Source organism: Novosphingobium organovorum (genome assembly GCF_022832435.1).
In the GTDB taxonomy this organism is placed as follows: domain Bacteria; phylum Pseudomonadota; class Alphaproteobacteria; order Sphingomonadales; family Sphingomonadaceae; genus Novosphingobium; species Novosphingobium organovorum.
Genome location: NZ_JALHLF010000063.1, coordinates 1 through 22,217, shown reverse-complemented (window position 1 = coordinate 22,217; position 22,217 = coordinate 1). Strand labels below are relative to the sequence as shown.

27 protein-coding genes and 1 other annotated feature are annotated in these 22,217 nt (G+C 67.4%); of the genes, 11 read left to right on the top strand and 16 right to left on the bottom strand.

All coding sequences use genetic code 11. The features are described from left to right. From MTR62_RS14330 to MTR62_RS14320, 3 genes are all read right to left on the bottom strand, one after another. Positions 1 to 343, bottom strand: a 343-nt coding sequence (locus tag MTR62_RS14330; protein WP_244022069.1) for a YgjP-like metallopeptidase domain-containing protein, incomplete at its 3' end; no start/stop codon positions are given. Positions 344 to 350: 7 nt separating this feature from the next. Further along, positions 351 to 878 (bottom strand): YcgN family cysteine cluster protein, encoded by a 528-nt coding sequence (locus MTR62_RS14325; protein WP_244022067.1) that lies wholly within the window; start codon positions 876 to 878, stop codon positions 351 to 353. After that, positions 875 to 1,507, bottom strand: coding sequence for an SCO family protein (locus MTR62_RS14320; protein ID WP_244022065.1), 633 nt, complete (start codon positions 1,505 to 1,507; stop codon positions 875 to 877). Before MTR62_RS14320 ends, MTR62_RS14325 begins: the two co-directional genes overlap by 4 nt. A 95-nt stretch (positions 1,508 to 1,602) precedes the next feature. On the opposite strand from MTR62_RS14320, the gene MTR62_RS14315 reads away from it, so the two are divergent. The 5 genes from MTR62_RS14315 (at position 1,603) to ssb (ending at position 5,772) form a co-directional block, all read left to right on the top strand. After that, positions 1,603 to 2,244: an ankyrin repeat domain-containing protein gene (locus tag MTR62_RS14315; RefSeq protein WP_244022061.1), complete on the top strand. Its 642-nt coding sequence runs from the start codon at positions 1,603 to 1,605 to the stop codon at positions 2,242 to 2,244. A 35-nt stretch (positions 2,245 to 2,279) separates the two neighbouring features. Then, on the top strand, positions 2,280 to 2,933 hold the full coding sequence (locus tag MTR62_RS14310) for a COQ9 family protein (RefSeq protein ID WP_244022059.1): 654 nt from the start codon (positions 2,280 to 2,282) through the stop codon (positions 2,931 to 2,933). A 127-nt stretch (positions 2,934 to 3,060) separates the two neighbouring features. Continuing rightward, positions 3,061 to 3,330 carry a FeoA family protein gene (locus MTR62_RS14305; protein WP_244022057.1) on the top strand — a complete coding sequence of 90 codons (270 nt, stop codon included), beginning with the start codon at positions 3,061 to 3,063 and terminating at the stop codon, positions 3,328 to 3,330. Beyond that, positions 3,327 to 5,171, top strand: coding sequence for a ferrous iron transporter B (feoB, locus tag MTR62_RS14300; RefSeq protein ID WP_244022055.1), 1,845 nt, complete (start codon positions 3,327 to 3,329; stop codon positions 5,169 to 5,171). The genes MTR62_RS14305 and feoB overlap by 4 nt, the downstream gene beginning before the upstream one ends. An 82-nt stretch (positions 5,172 to 5,253) precedes the next feature. Next, positions 5,254 to 5,772, top strand: coding sequence for a single-stranded DNA-binding protein (gene ssb, locus MTR62_RS14295; protein WP_244022053.1), 519 nt, complete (start codon positions 5,254 to 5,256; stop codon positions 5,770 to 5,772). A gap of 141 nt (positions 5,773 to 5,913) precedes the next feature. Here ssb and MTR62_RS14290 read toward each other — a convergent pair whose 3' ends face one another. The 5 genes from MTR62_RS14290 to MTR62_RS14270 all read right to left on the bottom strand — a co-directional run bounded on the left by MTR62_RS14290 (position 5,914) and on the right by MTR62_RS14270 (position 9,235). Further along, complete coding sequence (locus MTR62_RS14290; RefSeq protein WP_244022051.1) at positions 5,914 to 6,417, bottom strand: MarR family winged helix-turn-helix transcriptional regulator; 504 nt, start codon at positions 6,415 to 6,417, stop codon at positions 5,914 to 5,916. Next, entirely contained in the window at positions 6,414 to 6,851 is a 438-nt protein-coding gene (locus tag MTR62_RS14285) for an organic hydroperoxide resistance protein (protein ID WP_244022049.1), read from the bottom strand. The genes MTR62_RS14290 and MTR62_RS14285 overlap by 4 nt, the downstream gene beginning before the upstream one ends. A gap of 113 nt (positions 6,852 to 6,964) precedes the next feature. Then, positions 6,965 to 8,020, bottom strand: a complete 1,056-nt coding sequence (locus MTR62_RS14280; RefSeq protein WP_244022048.1) for an endonuclease/exonuclease/phosphatase family protein — start codon at positions 8,018 to 8,020, stop codon at positions 6,965 to 6,967. A 115-nt stretch (positions 8,021 to 8,135) separates the two neighbouring features. Further along, positions 8,136 to 8,678, bottom strand: coding sequence for a YceD family protein (locus MTR62_RS14275; RefSeq protein WP_244022042.1), 543 nt, complete (start codon positions 8,676 to 8,678; stop codon positions 8,136 to 8,138). Then, complete coding sequence (locus tag MTR62_RS14270; RefSeq protein ID WP_244022039.1) at positions 8,675 to 9,235, bottom strand: ubiquinol-cytochrome C chaperone family protein; 561 nt, start codon at positions 9,233 to 9,235, stop codon at positions 8,675 to 8,677. Before MTR62_RS14270 ends, MTR62_RS14275 begins: the two co-directional genes overlap by 4 nt. Positions 9,236 to 9,425: 190 nt before the next feature. Here MTR62_RS14270 and MTR62_RS14265 point away from each other — a divergent pair, with 190 nt between their 5' ends. From MTR62_RS14265 to MTR62_RS14240, 6 genes are all read left to right on the top strand, one after another. After that, positions 9,426 to 9,932, top strand: a complete 507-nt coding sequence (locus MTR62_RS14265) for an outer membrane protein assembly factor BamE (protein ID WP_244022037.1) — start codon at positions 9,426 to 9,428, stop codon at positions 9,930 to 9,932. 185 nt (positions 9,933 to 10,117) lie between these two features. After that, entirely contained in the window at positions 10,118 to 10,690 is a 573-nt protein-coding gene (gene hslV, locus MTR62_RS14260) for an ATP-dependent protease subunit HslV (protein ID WP_244022035.1), read from the top strand. Positions 10,691 to 10,707: 17 nt separating this feature from the next. Then, the gene (hslU, locus tag MTR62_RS14255) at positions 10,708 to 12,009 is read left to right on the top strand and encodes an ATP-dependent protease ATPase subunit HslU (protein ID WP_244022033.1); all 1,302 of its coding nucleotides are present in this window, start codon (positions 10,708 to 10,710) and stop codon (positions 12,007 to 12,009) included. Continuing rightward, positions 12,009 to 12,431, top strand: coding sequence for an ACT domain-containing protein (locus MTR62_RS14250; RefSeq protein WP_244022031.1), 423 nt, complete (start codon positions 12,009 to 12,011; stop codon positions 12,429 to 12,431). Before hslU ends, MTR62_RS14250 begins: the two co-directional genes overlap by 1 nt. Further along, positions 12,428 to 13,132: a phytanoyl-CoA dioxygenase family protein gene (locus tag MTR62_RS14245; protein ID WP_244022029.1), complete on the top strand. Its 705-nt coding sequence runs from the start codon at positions 12,428 to 12,430 to the stop codon at positions 13,130 to 13,132. The genes MTR62_RS14250 and MTR62_RS14245 overlap by 4 nt, the downstream gene beginning before the upstream one ends. A 30-nt stretch (positions 13,133 to 13,162) precedes the next feature. Then, positions 13,163 to 13,369, top strand: coding sequence for a DUF1737 domain-containing protein (locus MTR62_RS14240; protein ID WP_244022028.1), 207 nt, complete (start codon positions 13,163 to 13,165; stop codon positions 13,367 to 13,369). 42 nt (positions 13,370 to 13,411) lie between these two features. On the opposite strand, the gene MTR62_RS14235 is transcribed toward MTR62_RS14240, so the two are convergent. From MTR62_RS14235 to MTR62_RS14200, 8 genes are all read right to left on the bottom strand, one after another. After that, positions 13,412 to 13,570 (bottom strand): hypothetical protein, encoded by a 159-nt coding sequence (locus MTR62_RS14235; RefSeq protein WP_244022027.1) that lies wholly within the window; start codon positions 13,568 to 13,570, stop codon positions 13,412 to 13,414. 99 nt (positions 13,571 to 13,669) lie between these two features. After that, positions 13,670 to 15,160, bottom strand: a complete 1,491-nt coding sequence (locus MTR62_RS14230; RefSeq protein WP_244022025.1) for a SulP family inorganic anion transporter — start codon at positions 15,158 to 15,160, stop codon at positions 13,670 to 13,672. Between the two features lie 81 nt (positions 15,161 to 15,241). Continuing rightward, positions 15,242 to 15,297, bottom strand: a sequence feature (sul1 is cis-regulatory element that is thought to sense ions involved in sulfur or methionine metabolism; They are found in Alphaproteobacteria). 179 nt (positions 15,298 to 15,476) lie between these two features. Next, positions 15,477 to 17,297, bottom strand: coding sequence for an ABCB family ABC transporter ATP-binding protein/permease (locus tag MTR62_RS14225; protein WP_244022071.1), 1,821 nt, complete (start codon positions 17,295 to 17,297; stop codon positions 15,477 to 15,479). Between the two features lie 83 nt (positions 17,298 to 17,380). Further along, on the bottom strand, positions 17,381 to 18,844 hold the full coding sequence (locus tag MTR62_RS14220) for an oligosaccharide flippase family protein (RefSeq protein WP_244022023.1): 1,464 nt from the start codon (positions 18,842 to 18,844) through the stop codon (positions 17,381 to 17,383). A 16-nt stretch (positions 18,845 to 18,860) separates the two neighbouring features. Continuing rightward, the gene (locus MTR62_RS14215) at positions 18,861 to 19,886 is read right to left on the bottom strand and encodes a glycosyltransferase family 2 protein (protein ID WP_244022021.1); all 1,026 of its coding nucleotides are present in this window, start codon (positions 19,884 to 19,886) and stop codon (positions 18,861 to 18,863) included. A 13-nt stretch (positions 19,887 to 19,899) separates the two neighbouring features. Beyond that, the gene (locus MTR62_RS14210) at positions 19,900 to 20,892 is read right to left on the bottom strand and encodes a glycosyltransferase (RefSeq protein ID WP_244022019.1); all 993 of its coding nucleotides are present in this window, start codon (positions 20,890 to 20,892) and stop codon (positions 19,900 to 19,902) included. 3 nt (positions 20,893 to 20,895) lie between these two features. Further along, on the bottom strand, positions 20,896 to 21,936 hold the full coding sequence (locus tag MTR62_RS14205; RefSeq protein WP_244022017.1) for a glycosyltransferase family 2 protein: 1,041 nt from the start codon (positions 21,934 to 21,936) through the stop codon (positions 20,896 to 20,898). Positions 21,937 to 21,974: 38 nt separating this feature from the next. Continuing rightward, the coding region (locus MTR62_RS14200) for a hypothetical protein (RefSeq protein ID WP_244022015.1) at positions 21,975 to 22,217 on the bottom strand (243 nt) is incomplete at its 5' end.

The following is a 22,217-nucleotide window of genomic DNA, read 5'->3' as shown; positions in this document are numbered from 1 at the left end:
GGGTGGCGTCGCTTAGCGCCGGGCGGCGCGGCGCCGTGGGATCGTGGCGCAGGCGGATCGGCTGGCCCCGGAAGGCGAGCGTGGCGCCATCGCCCAGCGGCTCGCTCTCGGGATGGGCGCGCAGCTGCGTGGCCAGCCAGTCGCGCCGGGAACGGGCAAAGGCCAGCGCTTCCTCGGTGCGGGTCCAGGGCGGCATGGAAATGCGCACCGATTGCCCGTCGGCGGCGAGGCGCATGGTCAGGCGGCGCGCGCGTTCGAGGCGGCGCACCACGATCGGCAGGCGCCGCCCGTCGATTTCGATTTCGGGCTCGGCGGTGGGGGAACGTTTGAGCCAGTCGAGCATGGGAGGGTCAGCCTCGCTCGTCGTCGCTCGGCGCGATGTCCCAGGGGCTTTCGCCGTCCTCGATCTCGAATTCCGCTTCCATCCCCTCGGGCCAGATGATGTGCTGTTCGAGCGGCCCGGCGTGGACCTCGCTCACCACCCGTCCGGCGACCGAGACCCCGGCGCGGTGGACCGCTTCGCGATCACCGCTGACAAGATAGTGCCAGGCGGGCAGCGGCTGGTCCTCGGCGCGCAGCCGATAGGCGCAGGTTTCGGGCAGCCAGGGCAGCGATCCGGCGCTGCGCAGCGTGAGCGTGAGGCAATCGGGCACCGAGGCCTTGCGGTGGGCATAGTCCGCGCAGCGCGCGGTCTTCACGTCGAGCAGCTTGCACGCAACGTTGGTGTGGTAGATCTCGCCGCTGTCGGCGTCCTCGACCTTGTGCAGGCAGCACTGGCCGCAGCCGTCGCACAGCGCCTCCCACTCGGCCTTGTCGAGGCTGGCGAGCGGGCGCTCCCAGAACGGGCGCGCGCCGGGGGTGGTTGCGGGCGGGGTCACGATACCAGCTTGGCCAGATCGCCCGCGACGGCATCGGCCCCCTTGTCGACCGGCAGCATGTCGACCGGCTTGCCCTTGGGGTCCATCAGATAGACGAAGCGCGAGTGGTTCATGAGGTAGCCGCCGCCGGGTGTGGCCTCGCCCTTGGAGTGGATCACGGCGAAAGCGTCGGCGGCAAGGTTGGTCTGCTTCTCGCTGCCGGTCAGCCCCATCAGCCTGGGGCTGAACGCGGCGGTCCACTCGCCGACCACGGCGGGCGTGTCGCGCGCGGGGTCGATCGAGATGAACACCGGCTGGATCTTGGCGGCGGCGGCCGGGTTGCTTTTGGCGAACTGGTCGTAGGCCTTCATCATCACCTGGACATCGACCGGGCAGGCGTCGGGACAGAAGGTGTAGCCGAAGTACAGCATCACCCACTTGCCCCGAAAATCCTGCCAGCGCACGGTCTTGCCCGTCTTGTCGACAAGCGTGAAAGGGCCGCCGATGTCGGCGCCGGTGATGTCCACGCCATCGATCGGCGCATGGGCGGGCTCGGTCGGCTGACAGGCGGCCAGCGCGAGGCCTAGGGAAGCCGCGATGAAGAGGCGCCGGGGGAGGCGCCGGGCGGTGGGGAAGCGAAGATGGGTCATGGCGAAGCGGTTCATGCTCTGCTAGACCGCCTCATGCAAGGCGTGGCTGGCGGGTGGCCTTCGCAAAGTGATGAAATGCAGGAAGGATATTTGACGTGTCGAAACTCGCGATCCGCAATGGGGCAGCTCTTCGCCGGCTGATCCTGACGGGAACCCTTGCCGCGGCAGCTGGCATGATGGCAACCGGCGCGATGGCCCAGGCCGGTTTTTCGGACGGTTACAAGTTCCTCGAATCCGTCAAGAAAAAGGAAGGCGACAAAGTCGAGAAGGCGATCATGGATTCGCCGCTGATCGTCAACACCAAGGATGTCAGCACCGGGCAGACCGCCCTGCACGTCGTGGTTGCGCGGCGCGACCTGACCTGGCTGCGCTATCTGGTCCAGCATGGCGCCAAGGTTGATCTTGCCGACGATCACGGGCTGACCCCGCTGCAGATGGCGGTCAATCTGGGCTGGCGCGAAGGGGCGGCCTACCTGCTCGAGAATCACGCCGATACCGAAGTGTCCAACGACGCGGGCGAAACGCCGCTGATTTCCGCCGTGCACCGGCGCGACACCGAACTGATGAAGGCCCTGCTGCAGGCCGGCGCCGATCCCGACCGTTCCGACAATTCCGGTCGCAGCGCGCGCGAATATGCCAAGGAAGATGGCGACGCGATGCTGCTGCGCACGATCAACGACAACGTCCAGGCCGGCGCGGGCAAGAAGTCCAAGCCGGTCTATGGTCCCACGCTGTGAACGCTGGGCCGGGAGGACCCGAAATGGAGGCTGACATGAGCGAGGTTGCCACTCTGGAGGATCTGCGCCGCGCGCTGGCGCCCGCAATTGCCGACGCGGCCGCGTTCGACGGGTGGAGCGCCGATGCCGTGCGCCAGGCGGCGATCGGCGCGGGAATCGATCCCGAACTGGCCGCCTATGCCTTCGCGGGCAAGCCGATGGCGATGATTACCGCCTGGGTCGATGCGATCGATGCGGCGATGGCCGAGGCGGTTGCGGCCGAGTCGCTGGCGCGCGTTCCCGTGCGCGAGCGTATCCGCCGGCTGGTCATGGCCCGGCTTGAGGCTGCCGCAGGGCGCGAGGAAGCGCTCGTGCGTGCGCTGGCAATCATGGCGATGCCGCAAAACCTGGCGCGTTCCACGCAACTGGGCTGGCGCAGCGCGGACCGCATGTGGCGCCTCGCAGGGGACACCGCGACCGACTACAACCACTACACCAAGCGCACCACGCTGGCCGCGATCTACGCCGCCACGCTGCACGTCTTCGCGCGTGAGAAGGACCCGGAAAAGCCCGAAACCCGCGCCTTTCTGGAACGCCGGATCGATGGCGTGATGCGCTTCGAGAAGGTCAAGGCGCAGTTTACCCGCCGTCCGGACGAGCGTTTCAGCGTGACCCGCCTGCTCGGCCGCCTGCGCTACCCGGCGCGCTGAGGAGGGCATGGCGTCCCGCTTTGCGGCGGCGGAATTTCGTTTGCGCGGTTTGATCGGGGGCAAGGACAGTAAGGTCCACTATTGCGAGGCAGTTGCAAAGATACCGTGAATCTGGCAGCGCAATGGAATGACCCTCGATCAGTTACCTATCGACCAGAAAGCCCGCATCGTCGCGATCGACTGGGCGCGGCTGGTGCCCGAAGAGGCACGCCGCCTGCGCGCGCTCGGGCTTGATGCGGGCGCGTTGATCAGCGTGTCGCGGCGCGGCATCTTTGGCGGGCGCGATCCGATCGCGATCGCGATCGGGCGCATGGTCGTGGCGGTGCGCCGGGTGCACGCCGTGGCGATCGAGGTCGAACAGTTTCACAACACCGCGAGCGAGGCGACCCCGGCATGAGCCGTCCGCGCAAGATCGCCCTCGTCGGCAACCCCAATGCGGGTAAGAGTGCGCTGTTCAACGCGCTCACCGGGGCGCGCCAGAAGATCGCGAACTATCCCGGGGTCACGGTCGAGCGCAAGTCGGGCCGCCTGGTGCTGCCCACTGGCGAGCCGGTCGAACTGACCGATCTGCCCGGTGCCTATGGCCTCGATGCGACCAGCCCCGACGAGGAAGTGACCGCCAAGGTCCTGCGCGGCGGTTTTGCCGGCGAGGCCGAGCCCGATGTGATCGTCGTCGTGCTCGATGCCTCGAACCTGGAGCAGCACCTCGTCTTCGCGCAGGAACTGCTCGCGCTGGGCAAGCCCACGGTCATCGCGCTCAACATGGTCGATCTGGCCGAGCGTGACGGTCTGGTGCTCGACCCCGCCGTGCTCGAGGAGGAACTGGGCGTGCGTGTGGTGCCCACCGTTGCGGTGCGCCGGCGCGGCCTTGCCGATCTGGGCGAGGCGATGGCTTCGGCCGAGACCCGCACCCCGCGCCTTGGCGTGAGCGAGATCGGCGAGACCGAGCGGCGCGTGGCCGCCCATGCCATGGCAGCGGCGGCCATCCTGTCCGAGACGCGCCAGCGCCGCATGCACGCGCAGCTCGACAAGGTGCTGCTCCATCCCTGGCTCGGCCCGGTCATCATGATGGCGATCTTCTTCGTCATGTTCCAGGCGGTGTTTGCCTGGGCAACGCCGTTCGCCGACGGGCTGGATGCCGCGGCCAGCTGGCTGCACGACACGGTCAAGGCGACGATGCCCGCCGGGCTGCTGCGCGACCTGATCACCGACGGGGTGATCGCGGGCGTGGGCGCGGTGATCGTGTTCCTGCCGCAGATCGTGATCCTGTTCGCCTTCATCCTCGCGCTCGAAGCCTCGGGCTACATGGCGCGCGCGGCCTTCCTGATGGACCGGCTGATGGCGCTGGTGGGCCTGTCGGGGCGCAGCTTCATTCCGCTCCTGTCGAGCTTTGCCTGCGCCATTCCGGGGATCATGGCGACCCGTTCGATCACCGATCCCAAGGACCGCCTGACCACGATCCTGATCGCTCCGATGATGACCTGTTCGGCGCGCATGCCGGTCTACGCGGTGATTATCGCCGCGTTCATCCCCGCGCGCGGGGTGGGCTGGGGTATCGGCCTGCAGGGGCTGGTGCTGTTCTGCCTGTTCCTTGCGGGCATCGTGGGGGCGATCGTGGTGGCGCTGGTGCTGCGCAGTTCGGTCACCAAGGGCGCGGCCTCGGGCTTCATCATGGAGCTGCCCAAGTACCAGATGCCGCGTCTCAAGGACATGGCGATCGGGCTGTGGCAGCGCGCGTGGATCTTCCTGCGCCGCGCGGGTACGATCATCTTCACGGTCACCGTGGTGCTTTGGGTGCTGCTCAATTTCCCGCAGGCCAAGCCGGGCGAGAGCCAGGTCGACGCCTCGATCGCCGGGCACGTTGCCAATGGCCTGGCCGTGGTGGTCAAGCCGATCGGCTTCAACCGCGACATGGCGCTGGCGCTGATCCCGGCGATGGCCGCACGCGAGGTGGCGGTGTCCTCGCTGGCGACGACCTATTCGGTCGATGCCAGCGACGACGAGGACCAGCAGGCCGCCGATCTCGGCACGCGGCTGCGCAGCCACTGGACGCTGCCGATGGCGCTGGCTTTCCTCGCTTGGTTCGTCTTCGCGCCGCAGTGCATGTCGACGATCGCGGTGACCCGGCGCGAGACCAATGGCTGGAAGTGGCCGATCTTCATGCTCGCCTACCTGTTCGGCCTTGCCTATCTGGCGGCGGGGCTGACCTATTGGCTGGCGGTCTGGGCAGGGTTGTAGAAAACCTGCCTTCGCGACTCGCGCCGCGCGGCCCTATTCGCTAGTCCCTCGGTTCGAAATTGCAGAGGAAAGCGATTCATCCATGGCAGGCAGCGTCAACAAGGTCATTCTCGTCGGCAACCTCGGGGCCGACCCCGAAGTGAAGTCGTTCCAGAACGGCGGGCGCGTCGCGAACTTGCGCATCGCCACTTCGGAGACTTGGAAGGACCGTCAGACCGGGGAACGCAAGGAGCGTACCGAGTGGCATCAGGTCGTGCTCCAGTCCGACGGTCTCGTCGGCGTGGCCGAGCGGTTCCTGCGCAAGGGCTCGAAGGTCTACATCGAAGGCCAGCTGCGCACCCGCAAGTGGCAGGACCGCGACGGCAATGACCGCTACACCACCGAGATCTCGGTCGCGGGCATGGGCGGCGTGCTGACCATGCTGGACAGCGCGGGCGGTGGCCAGCGCGGCGGTGCAAGCTCGGGCGGCTCGTCCTCGGGCGGGGACAGCTGGGGCGGCGGCGGTTCGTCGTCGGGCGGCAGCGATTGGGGCCGTTCGGGCGGTTCGTCCTCAGGCGGCGGCTTTGGCGGCGACGATCTCGACGACGATATCCCGTTCTGATCGGCAATTCGGCCTTCCGGTCCGAGGGCACGCGCTCTCGGGCTGGCCAAACGACAGACGCCGCCTCTCTTGGACAAGAGAGGCGGCGTCTGTCGTTTGGTGCCGTTTGGCGGCAGGGGGCTTGGCCCCTCGCGCCATCATCTATTTTCCGGTCAGCAGGTCGACCAGACGCGTAACCGTCTCGCGCAGCGCATCGATGGCCTCGGGGTTCATGTTGCCCGCCATCGTCGCGGGCACGTCGAGCGCCTGCCCGCGCAGGGCGCGGCCCTGGTCGGTCAGCGAGACCAGCACGCGGCGTTCGTCCTCGGGATCGCGCGTGCGCGACACCAGTCCCGCCTTTTCCAGCCGCTTGAGCAAGGGCGTGAGCGTGCCGCTGTCGAGGTGCAGCCGCGCGCCGAGCGCGCCGACCGTCTGCGGCGCCTGTTCCCACAGCACCAGCATCACCAGATACTGCGGATAAGTCAGGCCGATCCTGGCAAGGACCGGCCCGTAAAGACGCGTGATGTGGTTGGTGGCGGCGTAGAGCGGGAAGCAAACCTGCAGGTCGAGCAGCAGCGGGTTGTCCGCTGCTGCATCGACGGCGGCATGGGCTGATGCCGGGTCTGCGGAGATCGCCTCCGTTCGGTCTGCTGCCTTACCGTTCATCGCGTGGTGACATGCAAAGGTACCTCGATATTGCCCCGGATCGCGTTCGAGTAGGGGCACACGGCGTGCGCCGCTTCGGCCAATTCCTGCGCCTTGGCCTGATCGAGGCCAGTGCTGCCCGCTGCGATGGCAATGTCGAGCGCGGCGGTCAATGCGAAGCCACCCGCGCCGTTGGGGACGAGCCCGATGGTCGCGGCGATTTCGACGTCGGCGGGGGCGAGTTCGACACCCTTGCCCTTGGCGACCAGCATCAGCGCGCTTTCGAAACAGGCGGCGTAGCCTGCGGCGAAAAGCTGTTCGGGGTTGCTGGCGCCGCCCGTGCCGCCGAGCGCTGCGGGCATGGCCAGCGTGAGGTCGAGCAGGCTGTCGTCGCTGCGCACGTGGCCGTTGCGGCCGCCGAGTGCGGTGACCTTGGTCGAGTAGAGAGGCTTCATGGCAGGTCCTTTCGATGGTGTATGTAGATTTCGTACAATAATATTGTGCACAATATAATATGATGCAAGAGGGAACGTTCCCGTCGGGTGAAAATATGTGCCGGTGCCGGGTCTCAGGCGCCGAAGCGATAGCGGATGACGTAGCCCAGATGGTCGGAAAGCGCGGCCGCGCCGCTTGCACCGCCCAATGGCACCTCGATCGCCTCGGCGCGCAGCGTCTTGCCGCGCGCGGGGCGGTAGAACTGCTTGTCCTTGGCGCGTTCGCGGATGGTGGCCAGATCGGCACGCAGCGCGGGCGTGCAGGGGGAGCAGGGCGCGTGCGCGCTGGCTTCGCGGCCCTGATCGGCCAGAAGCCCGCCGCCTTCGCGCATCGCGGCCAGCCGCTGGGGATCGTGGCCGAGGTTGAAGTCCCCGCCGAAGATCACCGCGCTCGTCGGCGCGACGGCTCCTCGCACGAAGGCCCGCGCCGCGCCGATCTGCCTGCGGTAGGCCGCGTTGGCGCGCGCGACGCCGACGCCTGCGGCCTTGCGCGCGTTGAGATGGGTGTTGGCGAGGACCACCGGCGCGTCCTGGCCCGGCAGCGCGATCCAGGCGAGCAGCACGCCCTTGGCGGCAAGGCAGTCGAACCCGGCGCACATGTCGGCAGGAAAGGCAAGGCGGCGCGTGGCGGTGATCGGATAGTCGGACAAGATCATCAGCCCGCTGTCGCTCCATTTGCCGATGCCTTCGCCCTTGATCCAGTCCGTATCGGTGCTGGTGCGGGAAGCCTCGTGCGCGAGCGCGCCGGTGTCGGGACCGAGGGCGGCGTAGGGGTATCCAGCGGCCTGTGCGATCGCCTTGGCCTCGTCGGTGAAGGCTTCCTGAAGCAGCACGACGTCGGGTTCGTGCCCCGCCCGGCGTAGCGCGGCAAGGCGGCGGCCGATTTCGGCAAGCGCCTGGCTACGCCCCATCGCTGCGGGAAAGGGCAGGCCCTTGACGTTGAAGGTCATCACCGAAAGCGTGCCGGGCGATGGCCTGTCTTGCGGGTTTTGGCGGGGGCTCTGGCCGAACGGTAAGGCCACCTCGTCGATCGGCCAATCGGGCGCTGCGGCGGGAAGCGGGCGCGCGAGTGTCACCAAGACGAGCGCCGCGCCGCAGGCGCTCGCCCCTTTCTTGTACAGCCTGTTCACGCCGATGCTGCCCCCGCAACGCCCCATCCTTGATCGCCGCGCCTAGGTGGTGGCGATGAAAGCGTGATGACGAAACGGGGAAGGCTTTATGACGCGGCGCGTGGGGGACCTTGCGTCAGCCGCCGGGCTTGAGGCCCTTGAGTGCGGCGAAGGGGCTGTTGTCCTCGGGCGCGGTGAGTCCGGCCTCGCTGCGCGCCTTTTCGGCGTTAGGGCCGGTGAGGTAGGGATCGATGGCGAGCGCCATGCTCTGCGCGACAGCTTCGCCAAGGTCGACGTGCGTGCCGGTGTATTCGATCTCGTCAAGATCATCGGCTTCGAGCTCGATTTCGGCGTCGGGGGCATAGTCGGTCAACTGGGGCACGAAACGCACCTCGACCGGTTCGCGCACGGACACGGGCAGCTCATCGGCGGAAATCGCGCAAGTCTGCACCCAGGACGCCTCGAGCGTGCCCGAGACGAACACCGTTCGATCCTTGCGCGAGAGGTCGAGTCGCGCGGTGAGGGTGTCGATCCGCACGAGGCCGAAACGGCGGGCCAGCGCCGCGCGCTCGGCGGCGTTGGCCTCGAGCGTAGGGGACAGCCCTTCGACCTGACGCACGTCGATCAGGCGCGAGAATTCGGGGGAGGCCGCGGGGGCGGCGGGTTCGGAAGCGCTCATCGCGAAATCGTTCCTTGCAGGAGAGCCTCGTCGGTAAGGCCCTGGAATTGGGTGTGCAGCGCGCGGATCGCGGCGGCAAGGCCGGCTAGGTCGGGCTGGCTGGTCAGGGTGACATTGCGTTCGAGCACGGCTTCGAGCGGGTCGCCTTCGGGCGTTGGAGCCTGGGCGAGCGCCGCGCGCAGCGCGCCGATGCGCCCGCCGAGCACGGAGACCAGCTTGCCCATCCGCTTGCCCACCACAAGGTCGCCCACGCCCGATTGGCGCAGCTGGCCGTCCATGTCCTCGACAAAGAGCTCGGTCAGGCGCGCGCTGGCATCGACCAGCGGGGCTTCTTCGTCCAGCTTGTGCCCGCCACCGGCGTGCCCGCGCTCCATGCGCAGCATCGCAAGCGCCAGGACGAGCGTCACCGCATCGAACCGGCCCGAGACATTGTCGGCCACGCCATAGTCGGCGTACCAAGGCTCTTCACGGGCGATTTCGATGATGCGGTGCCACAGCGGGCGCACCGCGGCGCGCGGGTCGCCGGACGTGCCGAACAGGCGGGAAAGCAGCGACACGGATCGAATTCTCCTTCGTTCATCGGCAATTCAAACAGCACCGGCCAACCCGGATAAATCGGTCACGGGCTTGGCAGGGCCATTGCACGCGCGCGTCCGGGGCCGTAAGGCCCTGTTGCCGATATATGCGCGGCGGGCCTGCTGGCAAGGATCGACACAGGCCATGTCCCCGAGGTTTTGGAGTGTTTTGATGGGTAAGCGTGGTTTGAAGATCGGGTCCGCAGGGATGGTACTGGCGCTGGGTGCGCTGGTCAGCGGCTGCACGTCGATCAAGGATCACCGCGGCTACATCATCGACCAGGCGCTGGTCGATTCGGTCCAGCCCGGTGTCGACAACCGCGAGTCCGTCGAAAAGACGCTGGGGCGCCCCACGTTCGCCAGCGAATGGGGCAACAAGGACTGGTACTATGTCTCGCAGACGATCGAGACGCCGGCCTTCCGCAGCCCGCGCACGCAGAACCAGGTTGTCCTGCGCGTCCAGTTCGATCCCAAGGGCAACGTGATCGACGTCCAGCGCCGCGGCATGGAGCAGGTCGCGCGGATTACCCCCAACGGCGACCAGACCCCGACGCTGGGCCGCGAGCGCAGCCTGCTGCAGGATCTGTTCGGCAACATCGGCCAGGTGGGCGCTGCGGGCATGGGCGGCAGCGGCACGGGCTCCTCGGGCAGTGGCGGGTCGGGCCCCAACGGCAGCTGATCGCTTCGGCGGCGCACCGGCCTTTCAAAGGGGCGCGCAGGTTCGATCCTGCGCGCCCCTTTTGCGTTGGGAGGCAGGGTTCTTGCGGTTTGCGCAGGGCCGGCCCGACGCGTGATCCGGGGCTTGATCCGGTGTGGTGCCATCGCGCCCTTGAACCGCCGCGCTGGGGGCATATATCCTCGCCCATGACGAACGATGCGGCGAGCCACGGCCTTGTACAGTGGCATGGGACGACCATCATCGGTGTCCGCAAGGGTGACCAGACCGTGATCGCGGGTGATGGTCAGGTCTCGATGGGCAACACGGTGATGAAGCCCAACGCGCGCAAGGTCCGCCGGATCGGCGAGGGTGGTAAGGTGATCGCCGGTTTCGCCGGCGCGACGGCGGATGCCTTCACGCTGTTCGAACGGCTCGAGCGCAAGCTCGAACAGCACCGCGGCCAGCTGCTGCGCGCGGCGGTCGAACTGGCCAAGGACTGGCGCACCGACAAGTACCTGCGCAACCTGGAAGCGCTGATGATCGTGGCCGACAAGGACGCGCTGCTGATCCTCACCGGCAACGGCGACGTGCTCGAGCCCGAGGCCATGGGCGATACCCAGATCGCCGCGATCGGTTCGGGCGGCAATTACGCGCTCGCCGCGGCGCGGGCGATCGACGCCTACGAAAGTGACGCCGAGACGATTGCGCGCAAGGCCATGCAGGTTGCCGCCGACATCTGCGTGTTCACCAACGACCGCGTGACGGTCGAGACCATCTGATTGCCGCAAAGGTTCCCATGAACGATTCTCTTACCCCCAAGGCCATCGTCGCCGCGCTCGACGCGCACATCGTCGGGCAGACGGAGGCCAAGAAGGCCGTGGCCGTCGCGCTGCGCAACCGCTGGCGCCGCCAGCGCCTGCCCGAAGACCTGCGCGATGAGGTCACGCCCAAGAACATCCTGATGATCGGGCCCACGGGCTGCGGCAAGACCGAGATCAGCCGTCGCCTGGCCAAGCTTGCCGACGCGCCTTTCGTCAAGGTCGAGGCGACCAAGTTCACCGAAGTCGGCTATGTCGGCCGCGATGTCGAACAGATCGCGCGCGATCTCGTCGAGGAAGCGATCCGGCTCGAGAAGGAGCGGCGGCGCGAATCGGTGCGCGAGGCGGCCAGCAAGGCGGCGATGGACCGCCTGCTCAACGCGCTCGTCGGCGAAGGCGCCTCGGAGGCGACCCGTGCGGCCTTCCACCAGCGCATCACCGAAAACGCGATGAACGACACCGAAGTCGAGATCGAGGTCGAAGACAGCCCCTCGGCTCCGATGGAGATCCCCGGCATGGGGGGATCGGTGGGTATGATCAACCTGTCGGACATGATGGGCAAGGCCTTCGGCGGCCCCAAGCTCAAGCGCCGCAAGATGAAGGTGCCCGAAGCGTGGGACAAGCTGGTCGACGAGGAATCGGAAAAGCGGCTTGACCAGGACGACGTCCAGCGCACCGCGATCCACGACGCTGAGCATAACGGCATCGTTTTCCTCGATGAGATCGACAAGATCGCGGTGTCCGACGTGCGTGGCGGTTCGGTCAGCCGCGAAGGCGTGCAACGCGACCTGTTGCCGCTGATCGAGGGGACGACGGTCGCCACCAAGTATGGCCCGATGAAGACCGACCACGTGCTGTTTGTCGCCTCGGGCGCGTTTCACGTCTCCAAGCCTTCGGACATGCTGCCCGAACTCCAGGGCCGCCTGCCGATCCGCGTCGAGCTCAAGGCGCTGACCGAAGAGGACTTCGTGCGCATCCTGAGCGAAACGCGCGCCAACCTTGTCGCGCAGTACAAGGCGCTGCTGGGGACCGAGAAGGTCGCTGTCGAGATGAGCGAGGGGGCGGTGCGCGAAGTCGCCAAGATCGCCGCGCAAGTCAACGAGAGCGTCGAGAACATCGGCGCGCGGCGCCTGCAGACGGTCATGGAAAAGCTGTTCGAGGAACTGAGCTTCGAGGCCGAGGACCGCAGCGGCGAGACGATCACGATCGACGAAGCCTATGTGCGCGACAAGCTCGACGTGCTGGCGGGCAACGCCGACCTGTCGAAGTACATCCTGTAATGCCCGGCGAGCCGGGGCCCGTGCCCGAACGGCCGATCGTGCGCGAGGCGCGCGCGATGGTGGCGGGCATGGCGCCCCGGCTCGACGATGAACGGTATGTCTTCGTGACCGGCGCTCCGCTTCTGGCGGACGCCATCGCGATGTTTCGCGAGGCCGAAGGGCTCTCGCAGATCGTGCCGCTGGAAGCGGCACGCAGCGCCGGGCTCGACACCGCCCTGCCGATGGTGCGCATCGTCCTCGAAGTGCATTCCGCGCTCGATGGCTATGGCCTGACCGCGGCGGTGGCCGGGGCGCTGGCCGATGCGCGCATCGCCTGCAACATGGTCGCCGCGTTCCACCACGATCACGCCTTCGTGCCCGCGGCCGATGCGGCGCGCGCGCTCGCGATCCTTCAGGCGCTCCAGACGCAGGCGCAGGGGTGATCGCCCTCGCGGCGGGCCTCGCTGCCCCCGAGCTTGATCTTGCGCGGGACGGCGCGCAGCGTGTCGCGGGGCTCGCACAGGCGCTTTTGCCGTTCTTTTTTTCCGCGCTCGCTGCGGTTCCCGGCGGCTTGCCCGGCCAGCGCCTGCACGGCTCGCCGGCCTTGCTCGCCTTGCTGGGCGATGGCGCGGCGATCGGCGCGCGGGTTGCCGCGCTTGCCGGCGGGCCGATGCGGCCGGTGCGCGCGGTGCTGTTCGACAAGAGCGCTGAGGGCAACAACTGGGCGCTGGGCTGGCACCAGGACCGCACCATCGTCGTGCGTGAACGGCGCGCGGTCGCCGGGTTCGGGCCGTGGAGCGTGAAGCAGGGACTAGTCCATGTCGAACCGCCCTTTGCGCTGCTCGAGGCGATGGTGACGGTGCGTATTCATCTCGACCCGGTCGACGCACAGAACGCGCCGCTGCTCATCGCGCGTGGATCGCACCGGCTCGGGCGGATCGCCGAAGGAGCGATCGAGGCGGTGGTCGCGGGCTCGGCGCACCACGTCTGTCTTGCCGAGGTGGGCGATGTCTGGTTCTACCGCACGCCGATCCTCCACGCCTCCGGCGCCGCGACCGGCCCGCTGCGCGCGCGCCGCGTGCTTCAGGTCGATTATTGCGGGCAGGACTTGCCAGCCGGGCTCGAGTGGCTAGGCATCGGATGAGAACAGAATAGCAGCAAAGAAGGATGCCCAATGTCGAATTTCCAGACCCCTGAGGACCGCCCGATCTACCGTCTGCTGACGGGGCAGGACGACCGTGCGTTTTGCGAGCGCGTGTCCGAAGCGCTCGAACAGGGCTGGCGGCTCTATGGCTCGCCCTCGATCAGCTGGGATACGGCCGAAAACTGCATGAAGGCCGCTCAGGCGGTGGTCTGGCACGAGGCCAGCGTCGTCAAGTAGCGGACGGTTTCGCCCGACGACGCTGTTTTTGGGGAGTAATGCTCAGGACGGGGTTGTCGGTTGCACGGTCTGGACCGGCGGCGCTTTGGTTTCGTGCGCCTGCGCGGGGTTGATCACCACCAGCGCGGCGGCAGGCGCCAGAGCGGCGGCATAGAGCAGGGCAGTCGGCAGATCGGGCAGGTAGCGCAGCACGGGTTTCAACGCGGGGGACTCCGGTAAAATACGGCGATGCATGAAAGATGAGGGCCGTTGGTCTCTGCCCTGTCCAACGTGCATCGCCGTGTGCGGTTCCCGCCGAACTCAGTGCGGGACAGTGCCCAGTTCGAAACCGGTCTTGTCGTGCGCGGCGAACTTGTCGACGATGTCCGCGCTCGCGGTGTTGTAGCCCACCACGCGCACCTCGGCGCCACCCTTGGCCAGCTCGCCGACCACCTTGTCGAGCGCTTCGACCGAGGAAATGTCCCAAAGGTGCGCCTTGCTCATGTCGATGGTGACCGCGCGCGCGGTTTCATGCCCGGCGTCCATCTGCTCGAGGAAGCGGTGGACCGAGGCGAAGAAGATCTGGCCCGTGATGCGGTAGGTCGCGCTGGCCCCGTCCGCGCTTTCCTCGCGCGTGATGGTGAACAGGCGCTGGACCTTGTGGGCAAAGAAGATGCCCGAGAGCAGCACGCCCACGATCACGCCCTTCGACAGGTCGCTGGTGGCGACCACGGTGACGACAGTGACAACCATCACCACCGAGCTTTGCCAGGGGTGGCGGCGCAGGTTGGGGATCGAGTTCCACGAGAACGTGCCGATCGAGACCATGATCATCACCGCAACGAGGCTGGGCATCGGCACCTGGCCGACCCACGGCCCGAGCACGGCCAGCAGGATGAACAGGAACACGCCGGCGGTCAGCGTCGAAAGCCGCCCGCGCCCGCCCGAGGTCACGTTGATGACCGACTGGCCGATCATCGCGCAGCCGCCCATGCCGCCGAACAGCGCGGCGATGATGTTGGCGATACCCTGTCCGCGGCACTCGATGCGCTTGTAGGAATCGGTGCCGGTCATGTCGTCGACGATCTGCGCGGTGAGCAGCGTTTCGAGCAGGCCGACTGCGGCCATGGCCAGCGCGGTGGGGGTGATGATGCGCAGCGTCTCGAACGTCAGCGGCACATTGGGAAGGCCGAAGCTGGGCAGGCCCTCGGGCAGCTTGCCCATCTGGCCCACGGTGTGGACGGGCAGATGGAACGTGATCGAGATCGCGGTCAGCACGCCGATCGCGACGAGCGGCGAGGGGACGAGCGTGGTCAGGCGCGGCAGCAGGTAGATGATCGCCAGTCCGGCTGCGATCATGGCGTAGGTGTGCCAGGTCACGTTGGTCAGCTGCGGGATCTGCGCCATGAAGATCAGGATCGCCAGCGCGTTGACGAAGCCGGTGATGACCGAGCGCGAGACGAACTGCATGGCGAGGTTAAGCCGCAGGATGCCGGCGATGATCTGGAACACGCCCATCAGGATCGTCGCGGCGAAGAGGTAGTCGACCCCGTGTTCGCGCACGAGCGGTCCGACCAGCACGGCGACCGAGGCCGTTGCCGCCGAGACCATGGCCGGGCGCCCGCCGGTAAAGGAAATCACGATCGCGATCGCGACCGAGGCCCACAGGCCGACCGAGGGATCGACGCCCGCGATGATCGAGAAACCGATCGCCTCGGGGATCAGCGCGAGGCCGACGACGAGCCCGGAGAGCACGTCGGCACGCATGTTCGATCGCCATCCCTGGCGATAGTGGGCGAGAAAGCTGGTCATTTGGTTGTTTTTCCGCATCAGGCACATGGAAACGCCGGGTTTTTCAAATCCGGGGATTCTCGGCAAAGGTCATGTGTGTGATGTTGCCCGGCGGATCGGCGGCCGGGATAGCCACCCGGAATTGCACCGGGTCCTTGCGAATAGGCCCCCTATTTGCCGATTCGCGCGGGCCTTGGCAACCCTTTGGGGCTCGCAGATGCAGCATGACACGGCGGCACCTGTCGCGGTGAGACGTGGTTTTCCGGCGTTTGGAGGAGGATTCAAGGCCTTGGTCCAAAGCCTGGAAGACCGGGCGAAGGCGTCACCTCCTCGCCGTCTATTCCGCCGCTTCGCCCAGGGTTTCCGCCTCGGCGGCCTGGCGCGCCCACATCTCGGCGTAGAGCCCGTCGATCTTGAGCAGGCCCTGGTGCGAGCCGCTTTCGACCAGGCGCCCTTCGCTCAGCACGAGGATCGTGTCGGCATCGGCGATGGTCGACAGACGGTGCGCGATCGAGAGCGTGGTGCGGTGCGCGGACACCTGCCGCAGCGTGGCGAGGATGTCGCGCTCGGTGCGGGTGTCGAGCGCGCTCGTCGCCTCGTCGAGCATGAGGATCGGCGGGTTCTTGACCAGCGTTCGGGCGATCGCCACGCGCTGCTTCTCGCCGCCTGAAAGCTTGAGCCCGCGCTCGCCCACTTCGGTGTCGAAGCCCTGCGGCAGACGGTCGATCAGGCCCATCAGCGCCGCACCGCGCGCGGCCGAGGCGACATCCTCAAGCCCTGCACCGTTGCGCCCATAGGCGATGTTGTAGCCGATGGTGTCGTTGAACAGCACCGAATCCTGCGGCACGATACCGATTGCGGCGCGCAAGGACGCCTGCGTCACATCGCGGATGTCCTGCCCGTCGATCAGGATGCGGCCCGAGAGCGGATCGTAAAAGCGGAACAGCAGCCGCGCGATCGTGGATTTGCCCGCGCCCGAGGGGCCGACGAGCGCCACGCTGTGCCCGGCGGGAACCTCGAACGAGAGGCCCTTGAGGATCATGCGTTCGCTTTCGTAGCCGAACACTACGTTGTCGAACACGATGCCGGGCTGGCGGATCACCAGCGCGGGCGCGCCCGGGCGGTCGGGCACTTCGACCTCGGTGTCGAGCAGACGGAACATCTCGGCCATGTCGATCAGCCCTTGCCGGATCGTGCGATAGACCATGCCGAGCATGTCGAGCGGGCGGAACAACTGGGTGAGGTAGGTCTGCACGAAGACCAGCTGGCCCGAGGAATACTTGCCCTGATACCAGCCCCAGACCGTCCAGGCGAGCGCGAGCGCCATGAGCAGGTTGGTCACCAGCGCCTGCGCGATGTTGAGCAGGCCGAGCGAATTCTCGCTCTTGACTGCGGCATCGGCGTACTCGCGCGTGGCGGCTGCGTAGCGCGCTTCCTCGCGCGCTTCGGCGCCGAAATACTTCACCGTCTCGTAGTTCAGGAGCGAATCCACCGCGCGGTCGAGCGCTTGCCCGTCGAGCCGGTTCATCCGCTGGCGCAGCGTGGTGCGCCACTCGGTGATCGTGCGCGTGACCCAGATATAGGCGATGATCGCAAGGGCCGTCGCACCGACGAGGCCGATCCCGAAATTGACGTAGAAGATCCCCGCCACGATCGCCAGCTGGAGCACCGTAGGCGCGATGTTGAAGAGCATGAAGTAGAGCATCGTGTCGATGCTCTTGGTGCCGCGCTCGATCGTCTTGGTTATCTCGCCGGTGCGGCGCGAGAGGTGAAAGCGCAGCGAGAGACGGTGGAGCTGGGCAAAGACGTTTTCGGCCAGCGCGCGCGTCGCATCCTGACCGACGCGTTCGAAAACGATGTTGCGCAAGTTGTCGAAGGTCGTCTGAAGCAGGCGGCCTGCGGCGTAGGCAAGCACCGTCCACAGCGCGAGCTGGAGCAGCTTTGGCCCGCTCGCGCTCATCGTGTCGACCGCCGCGCGCAGGAAATAGGGCAACGTCAGCTGGGTCCCGGTCGAGAGCAGGATGAGCACGCAGGCCAGCACGATCCGGCGGCGCAGCGCGGGGTTTTCGCGCGGCCACAGGTACGGGGCAAAGCGCAGCAGCGTGCGCCATCCGTCGTGGTGGGCCGGGTCTGTCGGAGTATCGCGGTCGGGGGGCATGGCGCCCATGTAGAGATCGCTTGCACGATTGCGAAGGGCTTTTGCCTCGGCCTTGGCGTGGGAAGGGGGCGTGGTGGTGTACGTTAGGCGCCTTTGCGGCGGCGCGAAACGCGCGCGCGGAGCATGGCGGCCACGCGTTCCAGTTCTTCGAACGCGGGGTGGCGCAGCGCCCACAGGCCAATCGCCCAGACCACCGCGCCCGCCCCGGCACTGGCGAGGATTTGCGCGGCGCCCGCTTCCCTGGGGCCATCGGCAAAATGGTAGAGCGCCAGCGTCGGGGCGATGGCGAGGAGGGTGAGGGCAAGACTGCGCAGCTGCACCGCGAACCATTCCCCCCACGAAAAGCCGACCATGCGGCGCAGGAAAAACAGGAAGTTGGCGCTCCACAGCACGCCGTGGACGATGCGCGAGGTGGCAATCGCGTTGAGCCCGAAGGGGGCGGAGAGCGCGAGGAGGGCGATCACCACCACCACATCGAGGATATTGCGCACCACCAGTTCGCGCTTGCGGTCGAGCAGGACGCCAAGATCGGCGATCATCGGCATCGAGACGAAGAACATCTGCGCCACGCTCAGGCGCAGCAGCAGCGAGGCGCTGTCGAGCCAGCGCGCGCCGTAGAGCAGGTGGATGACCGGCTCGGACAGCACGGCAAGCCCGGCAAGTGCGGGCCACATGATCGCGCTGAAGATCGCCGCGATGCGCAAGTACGGCGGGCCGAGCGGTTTGCCCTCTTCACGGATCTTGCGAAAGGCGGGGAGGAACACGCCGCCAACGGCCCCCACCAGCAGGATACGCGTCTGGATCGCGAGGCCCGTGGCGCGGGTGTAGAGGCCCGCCGAGGCCGGCCCCAGCAGCCGCCCGATCATCAGTTCGGGCGCGCTCGCGGCGACATTGGCGCAGGTCACGAGGACAGTGTTGGTGCCCCCGAAGCTCAGCACCCGGCCGGGCTTTTCGAGGCGCGGCGGCCAGGGCGAGAGCCCGCCTACGCGCCACTGCGCGATCAGTGCGCGCGCGGCCTGCTGCGCCAGGGCCCCGCAGGCCAGCGCCATCGAACCCCATTCGCACCACCCCAGCGCCACCGAAACCCCGGTGTTGGCCATGGTGGCGCCCACGGTAATCATCGCGCTCGACCGGAAGTCGAGCTCGCGCTGGCGCAGCGCCTGCGGCACGATGGCGAAAGGAACCAGGAAGTAGGACGCCGCGATGACCAGCGTGAGCGGCAGGATCTTCGGCTGGCCGTAATAGGTGGCCAGCGGCCAGGCGGCGAGCACGCAGATCAGCGCGAGCGCCCAGCTGATCGCCAGCGAGACGGTGTAGCTGGTCTGAAGTTTCTCCGGCGTGAGGTCGCTCTCGCCGCAGACATAGCGGTTGACCCCGAAGTCCTGCAGCGTTGCGAGCAGCCCGATTGCCGCGAACGAGATCGAGAACAGCCCCAGCTGCTCGGGCGAGATGAAGTAGCGCGCCAGCACGAGGCTGGTCGCGAACTGGAGCGCGAAGGAGGCGTACTGGGCGCCCATGGCCCAGCTGGCGGCGCTGCGGATGGTCATGGCGACGGGCGCTCCTTCAGGCCCGGACGACGGGGCGGGCATCGGGGCGGGAAAGGGGGCGGGCAAGGGCCAGCCCCAGGCGCAGCGCGGCGAGCGGGTGGCCCGCGCGGGCGAGGCGCAGCGGTACGCGGGCAAGCCGTGCCTTGCCACCGGGATCGCGGGTGTGCGCGATCGCGATCGGCAGGCCATCGGCGGCGAGCCGCTCGGGCGCGTAGAGAATACGCTCGATCACCGCGCGCCGCGCGCGGGCATCGGCGTCGGAAACGCCGAACAGCGCATCGAGCGTGCCGATCGCGGGCAGCGCGCCCAGCGTGTCGAGCGGGTCCGCGCGCCCGGCAAGCCGCGCCTCGCAGGAAAGCCAGGCGACCATCGCCGAATGGGTCTGCGCAAGCGCGCTGTGTGTGCTCACCTGCTGGGGGTGGATGCGGTAATGCAGCAGGGTGTCGGGCAGATTGGCCAGCCGGGTCAGCGTGTGCAGGCGCAGATAGAGGTCGTAGTCCTGCGCAAAGCGAAACGGACGGCGCCAGCCACCCACCGCCTGCAACAGGTCGCGGGCGATCATCGCGGTGGGGTTGCGCATGGGAATGCCGTTCGCCTTGTCGGCCACGATCGCCTCGTGAGTCTGCGCTATCGGTTCCGAAGGCGGGGCCAGCAGAGTGCCGCTCGCGTCGATATTGCGCGCCACACCGCCCAGCACGCCGCATTCGGGGTGCGCGTCGAGAAAGGCCAGCTGCTTTTCGAACCGGTCGGGCAGGGCGATGTCGTCGCTGTCCATGATCGCGATCCACGGCGCGCGGGCCTCGGCCAGCAGTGTGTTGAGGCCGGGTACGCGGCCCTTTTCGCGGGTTGGAACGATCCGCATGCGGCTGTCGCTGGCGGCGTGACGGGCGATGACCGCGCCGGTGGCGTCGCTCGATCGGTCATCGAGGACGAGCAGTTCGAAATCGGGAACACTCTGCGCCAGAATGCTCTCGATCGCCGCGCCGACATAGGGCTCGACGTTATAGGCGGTCATCAGGACGCTGATGCGGGGGAGGGCCATCGCCGGCAGATCCTCAGGCACCGACCAGCGCTGCGGCAAGCCGCGCGGCCCTGGCCGGGTGACGGTGTTTGAGCAGGCGTGCGGCGACACGCCACAAGGGGCCGCGCGCCTCGGTCTCGCGCGCGTGATCGAGCAGCAGCGGCCAGCCTTGTGCGGCGAGCAGGTCGGGCGCGAACAGCGTGCGCTCGATCACCCGGCGCCGGACTTTTGCAGCCGCGCCCGGCCCGAACAGCGTGTCGAGTTCGTCCAGCGCGGGCAGCGAGGGGAGGCCCTCGGTCGGATCGGGCTGCCCGGCCAGCGTTGCGCAATGCGCCAGCCAGGCAATTCCGGCGTTGGTGGTCTGCTCGATGATGTGCGCGGTGCTGACTTGCCCGGGATAGATGCGATAGGCGACGAGGTTCTCCTCGAGGTTGGCGAGCCTGGTCACGCGTGAGAGGCGCAGCCACAGATCGTAATCCTCGGCATGGCGGTAGGCCGCGCGGTAGCCGCCCACGGCGTCGAGCGCGGCGCGGGTGAAGAGCACCGCGTTGTGGTTGAGGAGGGGACCGCTCTCCAGATTGGCGAGGATCCCCTCGTGGGTCAGCGGACGGTCGATCGGCGGGCGCCAGAAGGGATTGCCCGCCTCGTCGATGACCGCGCAATTGCAGCTGACCGCGCCGTGGTCGGGATGCGCGTCGAGAAAGCCCATCTCTTTTGCGAAGCGCTCGGGTTCGCACCAGTCGTCGCTGTCCATCAGCGCGATGCGTTCCCCTCGGGCTTCGCCGAGCAGCCTATTGAGCGCGGGCACGCGCCCCTTTTCGCCCCTGGAAAGAACCCGGATGCGCGCGTCGCGCCCCGCCCATTCGTGGAGCACCGCTTCGGACCCGTCGGCCGAGTGATCGTCGACGATGAGGAATTCAAAGTCGGTGAAGCTCTGGGTCAGGATGCTCTCGATCGCCGTGCCGACGAAGGGGGCATCGTTGTAGACGCTCATGATGACCGAGAGCGCAGGAGCAGGGGCGGGCATGGCTCAGGCGGCCTTTCGGGAACGGAGCAGGAGCGCGCGCAGCGAAAGCGCCCCGCGCTGGTGGGTGCGCCGGCGCCAGGCGAGCATCGGGCGGGCAAGCGCGGGGACGGCTTGCCACAGCTGGAACGAGAGGCGCCACGACAGCGATTGCGGGTGTTGCGCAAGGTCCTGGCGCATTCTGGATAGCCCCTCGCGCACGCGCCCGTCGAGGATGGTGTCGATGGCTTCCTCGAAGCCGAGCGAACGGCGGTTTTCGGCGGCGAGCGCGCTGGCCAGTTCGCCACAGGGGGTTCCCGCCAACTGGCGGGCCATTTTCTCGTAGGCACGAATATTGCCGCGCAGCATCCTGCCCATGTGGCCCGAGGCCGATCCGGCGCGCACGCGATAGCCGGCAAGGACGGCGTTGATGCAGACCGCCTCGCCGCCAAGCGCCATGAGCCGAAACCACAAGTCGAGATCCTCGGCCTGGGTCATGCTTTCGTCGAACCCGCCGATGGCATCGAAGTCGGCGCGGCGAAAGGTGGTGCCGATATAGACGTTGAAGCTGCGGTCGAGCACTTGGGCGAGCGAAGCGGTAAAGCGCGTGCCGCGCTGCTGCGTGTCGGGAAGGATGAGCGTCTCGCGTTCGACCGCCCCGAAGATGCGCGCGTTGCAGGTCACGAGCCGAACCGTCGGTTCGCTCTCGAGCGGGGGCAGAGTGTGGGCGAGATAGTCGGGCGCGAAGGTGTCGTCGCCATCGAGCAGGGCGATGAGGGGCGCTGAGCAAGCGCCAATCGCAGTGTTGCGCGCGGCTGATACCCCGCGATTGGCGCAAGTCAGGAACCGGATACGCCGATCGCGGAGATAGGGCGCGACCGCCGAGGCGACATCGTCGGGGGCTCCGTCGTCGATGACCACGCATTCCCATGCGGTCAGAGTTTGCGCGAGGAGCGAGTCCAGGGCATCGCCCAGGTATTGCGCGACCCCATAAGCCGGTACGATCACGCTCACGCGCGCAGGCGCCGCGTCGTCGGGGGCGGGAAAGGAGGTGGCAGGCTCGATCATCTATCCGGGTCTCTAGCGCGATGCGGATAAGAAAGCGTTTAGCATGGGGCTTGCGTGCGCGGGGCGAAAAGTCGCTTCAAAAGGCGCGATACGTCGCGCAAGGGCTGAGAATAGGCCGAAAAACCGCCAATTTTGCCGCGCGGGTTGCGAAAGGCGGGGGGCATACCCATATCCTGTCCCGATACGGTCTGAGGTAGACGGCGGATCAAAACCGCAGAAAACCAAGCTCCTTCAAAAAATGACGATTTTTTGAAAAAGGTGTTTGACCGAATCGGAATGGT

Excerpts from the sequence above, each read along its gene's own strand:
- MTR62_RS14250 (WP_244022031.1), top strand. The coding sequence starts at position 12,009 with ATGCCCGGCGAGCCGGGGCCCGTGCCCGAACGGCCGATCGTGCGCGAG.
- MTR62_RS14240 (WP_244022028.1), top strand. The coding sequence starts at position 13,163 with ATGTCGAATTTCCAGACCCCTGAGGACCGCCCGATCTACCGTCTGCTG.
- MTR62_RS14265 (WP_244022037.1), top strand. The coding sequence starts at position 9,426 with ATGGGTAAGCGTGGTTTGAAGATCGGGTCCGCAGGGATGGTACTGGCG.
- MTR62_RS14210 (WP_244022019.1), bottom strand. The coding sequence starts at position 20,892 with ATGCCCGCCCCTGCTCCTGCGCTCTCGGTCATCATGAGCGTCTACAAC.
- MTR62_RS14275 (WP_244022042.1), bottom strand. The coding sequence starts at position 8,678 with ATGAGCGCTTCCGAACCCGCCGCCCCCGCGGCCTCCCCCGAATTCTCG.
- hslU (WP_244022033.1), top strand. The coding sequence starts at position 10,708 with ATGAACGATTCTCTTACCCCCAAGGCCATCGTCGCCGCGCTCGACGCG.
- MTR62_RS14225 (WP_244022071.1), bottom strand. The coding sequence starts at position 17,297 with ATGCCCCCCGACCGCGATACTCCGACAGACCCGGCCCACCACGACGGA.
- MTR62_RS14205 (WP_244022017.1), bottom strand. The coding sequence starts at position 21,936 with ATGATCGAGCCTGCCACCTCCTTTCCCGCCCCCGACGACGCGGCGCCT.
- MTR62_RS14220 (WP_244022023.1), bottom strand. The coding sequence starts at position 18,844 with ATGACCATCCGCAGCGCCGCCAGCTGGGCCATGGGCGCCCAGTACGCC.
- MTR62_RS14310 (WP_244022059.1), top strand. The coding sequence starts at position 2,280 with ATGAGCGAGGTTGCCACTCTGGAGGATCTGCGCCGCGCGCTGGCGCCC.
- MTR62_RS14285 (WP_244022049.1), bottom strand. The coding sequence starts at position 6,851 with ATGAAGCCTCTCTACTCGACCAAGGTCACCGCACTCGGCGGCCGCAAC.
- MTR62_RS14215 (WP_244022021.1), bottom strand. The coding sequence starts at position 19,886 with ATGGCCCTCCCCCGCATCAGCGTCCTGATGACCGCCTATAACGTCGAG.
- ssb (WP_244022053.1), top strand. The coding sequence starts at position 5,254 with ATGGCAGGCAGCGTCAACAAGGTCATTCTCGTCGGCAACCTCGGGGCC.
- MTR62_RS14320 (WP_244022065.1), bottom strand. The coding sequence starts at position 1,507 with ATGACCCATCTTCGCTTCCCCACCGCCCGGCGCCTCCCCCGGCGCCTC.
- MTR62_RS14290 (WP_244022051.1), bottom strand. The coding sequence starts at position 6,417 with ATGAACGGTAAGGCAGCAGACCGAACGGAGGCGATCTCCGCAGACCCG.
- feoB (WP_244022055.1), top strand. The coding sequence starts at position 3,327 with ATGAGCCGTCCGCGCAAGATCGCCCTCGTCGGCAACCCCAATGCGGGT.
- MTR62_RS14230 (WP_244022025.1), bottom strand. The coding sequence starts at position 15,160 with ATGACCAGCTTTCTCGCCCACTATCGCCAGGGATGGCGATCGAACATG.
- MTR62_RS14305 (WP_244022057.1), top strand. The coding sequence starts at position 3,061 with ATGACCCTCGATCAGTTACCTATCGACCAGAAAGCCCGCATCGTCGCG.
- hslV (WP_244022035.1), top strand. The coding sequence starts at position 10,118 with ATGACGAACGATGCGGCGAGCCACGGCCTTGTACAGTGGCATGGGACG.